Here is a 7,359-nt window from a genome sequence, read left to right as displayed (position 1 = left end):
GGCGAAGGGCGGCCACTGGCTTTTCTCGATCAAGGGCAACCAGCCCACCGTGCGGGCGAAGCTGGCCGGGCTGCCGTGGGACGAGTTCGGAAACCAGCACGTGACCCGGGAGAAGGCCCACGGCCGGATCGAGGAACGCGCGCTGAAGGCGTTGACCCCCTCCGCGCCGTCCCTGGTCGGGTTCCGAGGTACCCGGCAGGTGGTCAAGCTGGCCCGGACCACCCGCCGTAAGAAGACCACGACCAGCCCGGCGGCGACCTCGACCGAGGAGTTCTACCTGGTCACGAGCCTGTCCACCGACCAGGCCAGCCCCGCGCAGCTGGCCCGGTGGGCTCGTGGCCACTGGACGGTCGAGGCCATTCACCATGTCCGCRACCGGACCATGGACGAGGACCGMCACACCATCCGCACCAAGAACGCCGCCCTGAACTGGGCCATCGCCCGCGATACCACGATCAGCGCACTACGCCTGGCAGGCTACAAGAACATCAGACAGGCCCGCCGAGCCACCATCAGAGACCCTGGGCTCGTCCTCCAGATCATCGCCCTGACCAGCCAAAACAGACTTTGACGGAGCCCTGATGTCATGGGGCCGCGTCTCGCGGCAGCCGAGGAGCTGGCCGGCGAGTAGGTCGCGGCCCGGGCGGTGAACGACAAGCTGGCCGCGACGAACGAACGGCTGCGGCGGGCCGTGGCGGACGCGGCCGAGCGTCACGAGACGGAGTTGGGCGCGGCACGGGCCGAGCGAGACCGGGCACGTGAGCGGGTCGGGGAGCTCGATGTTGCCAACCTGCGGCGGCGGTTGTCGATGGACAGCACAAACCCTCGGTGCTGTCGTCGAAGGAGCCGATCGGCGCGGTTGCGCGTTTCAGATGGGACCAGATACCCTCTCGGGCTGGTTCAGGTCGGGGGGTGTAGCCGGACCGGTAGCAGACCATCCCGACCACACTCACCCGCCCGGGCCCACCCCGACCGGGTACCCGCACCACCGGGGGTCACCCCACGCCGCGCCCACGTCCGCCCCGTGGCGGCCTCAGGCCCTGCCCTGTCTCGTCGAGGAAACAGACCCGGGCATCCCGGGCCGCCGCCGTGGTTGTAGCGCCGGCCACTCCCACTTGACCCACTCCCGCGCCGCGGTGTCGTCGCGTTCCAGCGCACGACGGGCCGGCATCTGACCGACCAGCCGTGCCGGCTACGCCYCTCGATTCCCAGGCGCGATACCCGCAGCCCGCCGTTTTCGGGGTCACCTTGAATTCCCGCGCCATCTCCGTTCGGGTCGTTCCCGCCGCGAACCGGTCAGCCGCAGCCATCYGGACCCGCTCCCGTTCCACCTGCTCCGCGGGCGTCAACCCGTCGCACGCCTCATGCAAAGGATCTATCACACACCCACAGCCATCACCAGGAACACTAACCCCACACATTGACCATCAGTACACCTCGTGAACACAGCCTGACCGAAGCCCGTGGCCGTGTGACCACGCATTCCAGCCTACCGCGAAGAGCCATTTAACGTACGGCCATTGCCCCGTCGGCCGCCGGCCCGTCAATTGGTCGCGCCGGGACGAGCGGGTTCCGGCCTGATGGCCGTCGCCAGCTCGTCCYGGCGCAAACAGATTCAACTCTCGCTATTTTCGCGGAATGTTGTCAGCGGCGCAGCGGCGCAGCGGCGGTGTGACGGGCTCGGGCTGAGGGGCCCCGRCCGCCTGGACCGCATCCGCGAGCAGTTGGCGCTCTTCAGCGATCGCCAACAATCCCCCGGACGCGACAAAACGGGAGGCTACATAGTCCGCTTCGGTGGTGGTTATCGGCGCCCGGGTGCGGACAGCCCGTATGCACACCCGTACCGCATCGGCGAGCACGACRAGCACTAGCAGAGCGAACACTATCGCTATGATCCCGTCCACGGTCGAGTTCTGGACGACTTTGTGCATGTCGCTGATACTCCTCGCGGGCGCCAGAACCCTGCCGTCGTCGAGCGCGTCGGCATAGCGGTGCCGTTGGGCGAGGAAGCCGAGCTTGGGATCGTCCGAGAAAACCTTCTGCCAGGCCGCGGTGAAGGTGACGGCGACATCCCAGCCGAGCGGGACGCCGGGCACCCAGGCCCACCGCGCTCGCCCACTCTTGACGAACAGGGTGGTGACGACCGCCAATGCKATGGCGGCAAGCATCTGGTTGGCCATCCCGAACAGCGGGAACAGCTGGTTGATGCCGCCGAGCGGGTCGGTTGCCCCGGTCCAGAGGAAGTAGCCCCAGGTGCCGACCACCAGCACGCTGCTCAGCCAGACCCCGGGCCACCAGCTCACCCGGCCGATTGGCTTCCATACGTTCCCGAGCATGTCCTGCAACATGAATCGGCCGACCCGGGTTCCGGCGTCGACAGTGGTCAGGATGAACAGCGCCTCGAACATGATCGCGAAGTGGTACCAGAAGGCGGCGAGGCGGCCGCCCCCGAATGCGCCTGAAAGGATGTTGGACATGCCGACAGCGAGCGTCGGTRCACCTCCGGTGCGGGCTACCAGCGTCGATTCACCGACGGCCCGGGCCGCGGAGTCGAGGGCGTCCGGGGTGATGGTGAAACCGAGGTCGGTGACCGCGGACGCAGCCGACGCCGCGGTCTTGCCGACGACCCCACCGGGCGCATTCATGGCGTAGTAGAGGCCCGGGCTGAGCACCGCCGCCGCGATCAGCGCCATCAGTGCGACAARGGACTCGGTCAGCATCGCCCCATAACCGATGAACCGGACCTGGGACTCCTTCTGAATCATCTTCGGCGTGGTGCCGGACGCGATGAGGGAGTGGAATCCGGACAGGGCACCGCAGGCGATGGTGATGAAGACGAACGGGAACAGGCTGCCGGCGAACACCGGCCCGTTTCCCCTGGTCGCGAAAGTACTGACTGCGTCCGCCTGAAGTACCGGAAATTCGACGAGAACGCCGATGGCGAGCAGCCCGATGGTGCCGACCTTCATAAAGGTCGAGAGGTAGTCGCGGGGCGCGAGCAGGAGCCACACCGGCAGCACCGAGGCGACAAAGCCGTAGCCGACAAGGCAGGCGACCAATGCCTTCGGGCTGAGTGTAAAGGCGGAGGCGAGGGCGGAGTCCTGGATCCAGCGGCCGCCGACAAGGGCCGCGAACAGTCCGGCGACACCGACGGCGGTGGCCTCAGCGACCCGGCCGGGTCGCAGCACCCGCAGGTAAATGCCCATGAACAGGGCGATCGGGATGGTCATCGCGATCGAGAAGGTGCCCCATGCAGAGGCGGCGAGCGCGTTCACCACGACAAGYGCCAGCACCGCCAGCAAAATGATCATTATGGCGAAGACGGCGACTAGTGCCGCCGTCCCGCCCACCGGGCCGATCTCGTCGCGCGCCATCTGGCCCAGGCTCTTGCCGTCCCGCCGCATGGAGAAGAACAACGTCACCATGTCCTRCACGGCACCGGCGAAAATAACACCGGCGATGATCCAGATCGTCCCGGGCAGATACCCCATCTGTACGGCGAGCACCGGGCCGACGAGCGGACCGGCCCCGGCGATGGCAGCGAAGTGGTGGCCAAACAGGACCCGCCGGTCGGTCGGCTCGTAGTCGACGCCGTTGTCGAGGCGTTCGGCCGGCGTCGCCCGGCTGTCATCCACCCGCAGCACCCGGTTTGCGATGAACCGGGCGTAGAAGCGGTAGGCGATGGCGAAGGATCCCAGGCCGGCGAGCAGGATCCACGCCGCAGAGATCGACTCGTGGCGGGACATCGCGAGCACAGCCCAGCTGATCGCGCCGACCGCCGACACCGTGGTCCAGATGGCTATCGATCGGAGCCGGCCGGYCCTCCGGCCATGGCCAGGCGCACGACCGCCGCCAGGCGGAAGACCGGTTCCGGCAGTATCGAGATGGGTAGTCATACGATGCGTCCCTTGGCGAGAGCGGCCAGGCCGAGCAGGTCAGCGAGCCCGACATCGGGCGGCAGGTCGGTGCTGAAGCGCCGGAAGCCGAGCCGCGAGCGGCAGTCGATTGTGRCATCGCGGCCCAGGAGGAACGGATAGGCGAGTGGATGGGCTACGGCGCTGCCACCGGGATCCGCGTCCACCGGGCGGAAGCCCCGGTGCCGCGGCACAAGCGCCCGCGGCGCGGGGCGCAGCCACAGTTGACCGGTGCAGGCGCAGCACAGCCCCAGCGGGGCCCAGTCAAAAATAACTACCTCGCCCTCGCGGAGCGCGGCCCGGGCCCGGTCGGTGACCTGGATCACCGCAGGCCTTCCGGCGCCGTCCCCCGGCTGTCCAGCCGCCAAGCGGCGGCGGTCAGCAGCGCGCTTAAGGGCACCCAGGCAAGCTGATACCAGTAAAAGAACGGCACCCCGGCCAGCCGTGGCTCATCATGCGCATAAAGCGGGACCGCCAGCAGGGCTGCGAACGGTGTCCCGAGACACGCGACCGCGGCGGTTTGCCGCCGACGTGCCGCCGCGCGGGCCGGACGACCGGCGGCCGGCCGGTCTGTTGCAGGCACGGGCCCTGCCGGGATTCCTGCCGCGGAGTTTGCCGGGACAYCCAGCGGAGTGTCCCGGCCCTGCTCATCGTGCCACATCCTGATCTCCCTGCATTTTGATCTTCCTGGTGGACCACCGGCCGGCCCAGGTACCCAGGCCGGGTGGTCACGCAGGCCGCGATGGTGTCACCGGGAGAGTTGCTCGCCGCGCCTCCGCGGTTTACGACTTGGTGAGCTACAGGTTTACGACTTGTTGCGGGATGATGTCGTGTCAACCGCGCCGGCTCGGTGCGCAACTGGAATAAGGACCGGGGGACGACCGGGCGGGCTTCCACCGGCGACCTCGCCGCGCCGTACGGGAAGCCGCGTGCAACGGAAGGTGTCGGATGGCCGACGGGACGACCGTGGCRGGATTCACCGTCGCGATAGCAGGCACTTCGTTACTATCGGTAAGGGCGCGCGCGTTCCATCGGCGGGACGAGCTCCCCTCGCCGGAAGGGTGGGCGCTCGCAGGGCGCCCGTTCGGTGGCGTTCTGACCTGGTTCCTGCTCGGCGGTGCGATCTACACCGCATATACCTTCGCCGCGGTGCCCGGCCTCGTCTACGGCGTGGGCGCTCTCGGCTTCTTCGCGCTGCCCTACACGATCATCGTCTATCCGCTGGCCTTCGTGCTCCTCCCACGTCTGGCGGAGACGGCTCGGCGCCATGATTACGTCACGGTGGGCGACTACGTGCGGGAACGCCACCGGTCGCCGCTGCTCGCGCTCGCCGTGGCGCTGACCGGAATCGTGGCCACCACGCCGTACATCGCGCTGCAGTTGGTCGGCGTCCGCGCGGTGCTCGTTGCCGGCGGCCTCACCCCGCCTGGGCTGCCCGGCGACCTGGTGCTGGCCTCGGTGTTCGGGGTGCTCGCCGTCGCGACCTACCGCAGCGGCATCCGCGCTCCGGCACTCGTCTCGGTCGCCAAAGGAATTCTGATCTTTTTGGCGGTCTTCGCCGTGGTCGGACTCGTCCTAGCCAGGCTCGGCGGACCCGGCGAGATYTTTGCCGCAGCACGGCGGAACATGGCCACGGACGGCTTGCCGGATCCGTCGCTCACGCTGGAGCCGTCGACGTTCGCCTCGTTCGCGAGCCTCGTGCTCGGCTCGGCGATGGCCCTGCTGGTGTACCCGCACGTGCTCACCGCCGCATTTGCGGCGAAGGACCCCGACGTCCTGCGCCGCTCGGCGGTCACCCTGCCCGCATGGACGGGCCTGCTCGGACTCTTCGGGCTGCTCGGCGTTGCCGCCTTGGCCACGGGGGTACGCACACCCCGCGGGCAGGCCGAAGCAGCTGTCCCTCTGCTCGTCCAGCAGCTGGCCCCACCGGTTGTCACCGGCGTCGTATTCGGCGCGCTCGTTGTCGCGGCGCTCGTCCCCGCGGCGGTGATGTCGGTGGCGGTCGCCATGCTCTTCGTCCGCAACGTATACGTCGAGTATTTTCACCCCACGGCCACCCCTAAGCATCAGGTCCGGGTGGCTCGCGGTGTCTCGCTGGTGACAAAGATCGGGGCATTCGCCTTCGTGCTCGGTCTGCGCGACCAGGATGCCATCGATCTGCAGCTGCTGGGCGGGGTCTGGATACTCCAGACCTTCCCGGCGGTCGGGATCGGCCTGTTCTCCACCTGGCTGCATCGCGGTGCGCTGCTTGCCGGATGGGCGGTAGGAATGGCGGCGGGAACCTGCCTGGTAACCTCCGGCGAATTCTCCGCGGTGGTGAACCTGCACCTGTTCGGGGCGTCCGTGCCGCTGTACACGGCGCTCCTCGCRCTCGGGCTGAACCTGGCGGTCGCCACCGCGCTCACCCCGGTCCTTCACCGCGTCGGCGTGGCCCGGAGCAGCCGGACATCCCAGGTGGACCGACTCCCCCGGCCGGACGCGCCGGGATGGCGGTGAGGGCGGTGCGGGCGGTGCAGGGCATTCCCAAAGATCCAGCAGCCGTCACTGCCGGCGACGCCGCCACTCTGCTGCCGGCCGACAAGATCCAGGTGAATCTTCACGATCTTGATCGGGAGACCGCCATCGCGCGGCTCTTCAACACCCACTACGTCTCATTGGTACGACTGGCCGCCCTCCTCGGCGCGGACGACCCGGAGGATATCGCCGCGCAGGCGTTCTACGAGCTCTACCGGCGCTGGCGAAAACTGCGGGACTCGACCGCCACCCTGCCGTATCTACGTAGCATAGTCTGCAATCTCACCCGAATGCGACTGCGCCATCTCCAGGTTGTCCGAAAAAACATGGGATGGCCATCAGACCAGGTAGAATCGGCGGAGACGCAAGYGCTGCTGCGGCACGAACAGCGAGCTGTAGTCGTCGCGTTACAGCGGCTGTCGCCGCGCCAGCGGGAGGCCCTGGTACTGCGGTACTGGCTCGATCTGAAGGAATCCGAGATAGCCGCAGTCATGGGGATTTCCTGCGGCGCAGTGAAATCCCATGTGGCGCGAGGAATGACGGCGCTGTCCCGCGCGATGGAGTCCCAGACATGATATATCACACCGGGCCGCTCAGCGACACCGAACGACGGCTGCACGACGCCCTGGACGCTCTCGCCGGCGGCGTGCCCGTGTCGCCCGACGCCTACCGGCGGGCGCGGGCCACCTGGCGCCGCCGCGAGCGCCGCAGGCGGCTCATCCTCGCCGTCGTCATCGCGGTGGTCTTCACCTTCGCGAACCTGGTCGGCCTGTGGGCGCTCAACCACTGACCGGCGTGGAACTTCGCTCGACCGCAGGCCGTGACGCATCCGCATCGCTCCGCCTTGTGAATCCTCGCAAGCATGCTTACGCCACACCTCTCCCCCTGACGTGCGCTACTGTGGTGCTCACGGTATTAAGTGAACAGCAGC

General features: G+C 68.1%; 6 protein-coding genes and 2 pseudogenes. 5 read left to right on the top strand and 3 right to left on the bottom strand.

The window, feature by feature from the left end; all coding sequences use genetic code 11:
* Together Manayef4_RS16430 and Manayef4_RS26110 are read left to right on the top strand one after the other, a co-directional pair.
* On the top strand, positions 1–571 hold a 571-nt coding region (locus Manayef4_RS16430; protein WP_139140107.1), incomplete at its 5' end, for an ISAs1 family transposase.
* A gap of 15 nt (positions 572–586) precedes the next feature.
* Positions 587–858, top strand: a pseudogene (locus Manayef4_RS26110) (IS66 family transposase); the annotation flags it as partial.
* A 767-nt stretch (positions 859–1,625) separates the two neighbouring features.
* Here the strand turns inward: Manayef4_RS26110 and Manayef4_RS16425 are convergent.
* From Manayef4_RS16425 to Manayef4_RS16415, 3 genes are read right to left on the bottom strand one after another with little or no spacing between them, the layout of a single operon-like run.
* Complete coding sequence (locus Manayef4_RS16425) at positions 1,626–3,896, bottom strand: carbon starvation CstA family protein (RefSeq protein ID WP_070132161.1); 2,271 nt, start codon at positions 3,894–3,896, stop codon at positions 1,626–1,628.
* Positions 3,893–4,240, bottom strand: a complete 348-nt coding sequence (locus Manayef4_RS16420; RefSeq protein WP_070132160.1) for a hypothetical protein — start codon at positions 4,238–4,240, stop codon at positions 3,893–3,895. The genes Manayef4_RS16425 and Manayef4_RS16420 overlap by 4 nt, the downstream gene beginning before the upstream one ends.
* The gene (locus Manayef4_RS16415) at positions 4,237–4,497 is read right to left on the bottom strand and encodes a DUF3311 domain-containing protein (protein ID WP_076807387.1); all 261 of its coding nucleotides are present in this window, start codon (positions 4,495–4,497) and stop codon (positions 4,237–4,239) included. Before Manayef4_RS16415 ends, Manayef4_RS16420 begins: the two co-directional genes overlap by 4 nt.
* A gap of 365 nt (positions 4,498–4,862) precedes the next feature.
* Here Manayef4_RS16415 and Manayef4_RS16410 point away from each other — a divergent pair, with 365 nt between their 5' ends.
* From Manayef4_RS16410 to Manayef4_RS16400, 3 genes and pseudogenes are all read left to right on the top strand, one after another.
* Positions 4,863–6,410 (top strand): sodium:solute symporter, encoded by a 1,548-nt coding sequence (locus tag Manayef4_RS16410; protein WP_011436882.1) that lies wholly within the window; start codon positions 4,863–4,865, stop codon positions 6,408–6,410.
* Positions 6,407–7,003: a sigma-70 family RNA polymerase sigma factor gene (locus Manayef4_RS16405; protein ID WP_070132167.1), complete on the top strand. Its 597-nt coding sequence runs from the start codon at positions 6,407–6,409 to the stop codon at positions 7,001–7,003. The genes Manayef4_RS16410 and Manayef4_RS16405 overlap by 4 nt, the downstream gene beginning before the upstream one ends.
* A pseudogene (locus tag Manayef4_RS16400) lies at positions 7,000–7,215 on the top strand (hypothetical protein); the annotation flags it as partial. The gene Manayef4_RS16405 and the pseudogene Manayef4_RS16400, both read left to right, overlap by 4 nt.
* Between the last annotated feature and the right edge of the window lie 144 nt (positions 7,216–7,359).

It is taken from the genome of Frankia sp. CgMI4, from assembly GCF_001756285.1.
GTDB classification, from domain to species: Bacteria; Actinomycetota; Actinomycetes; order Frankiales; family Frankiaceae; genus Frankia; species Frankia casuarinae.
Note: the sequence above shows the minus strand (reverse complement) of the source record. Positions and strands in the feature narration are given on the sequence as shown.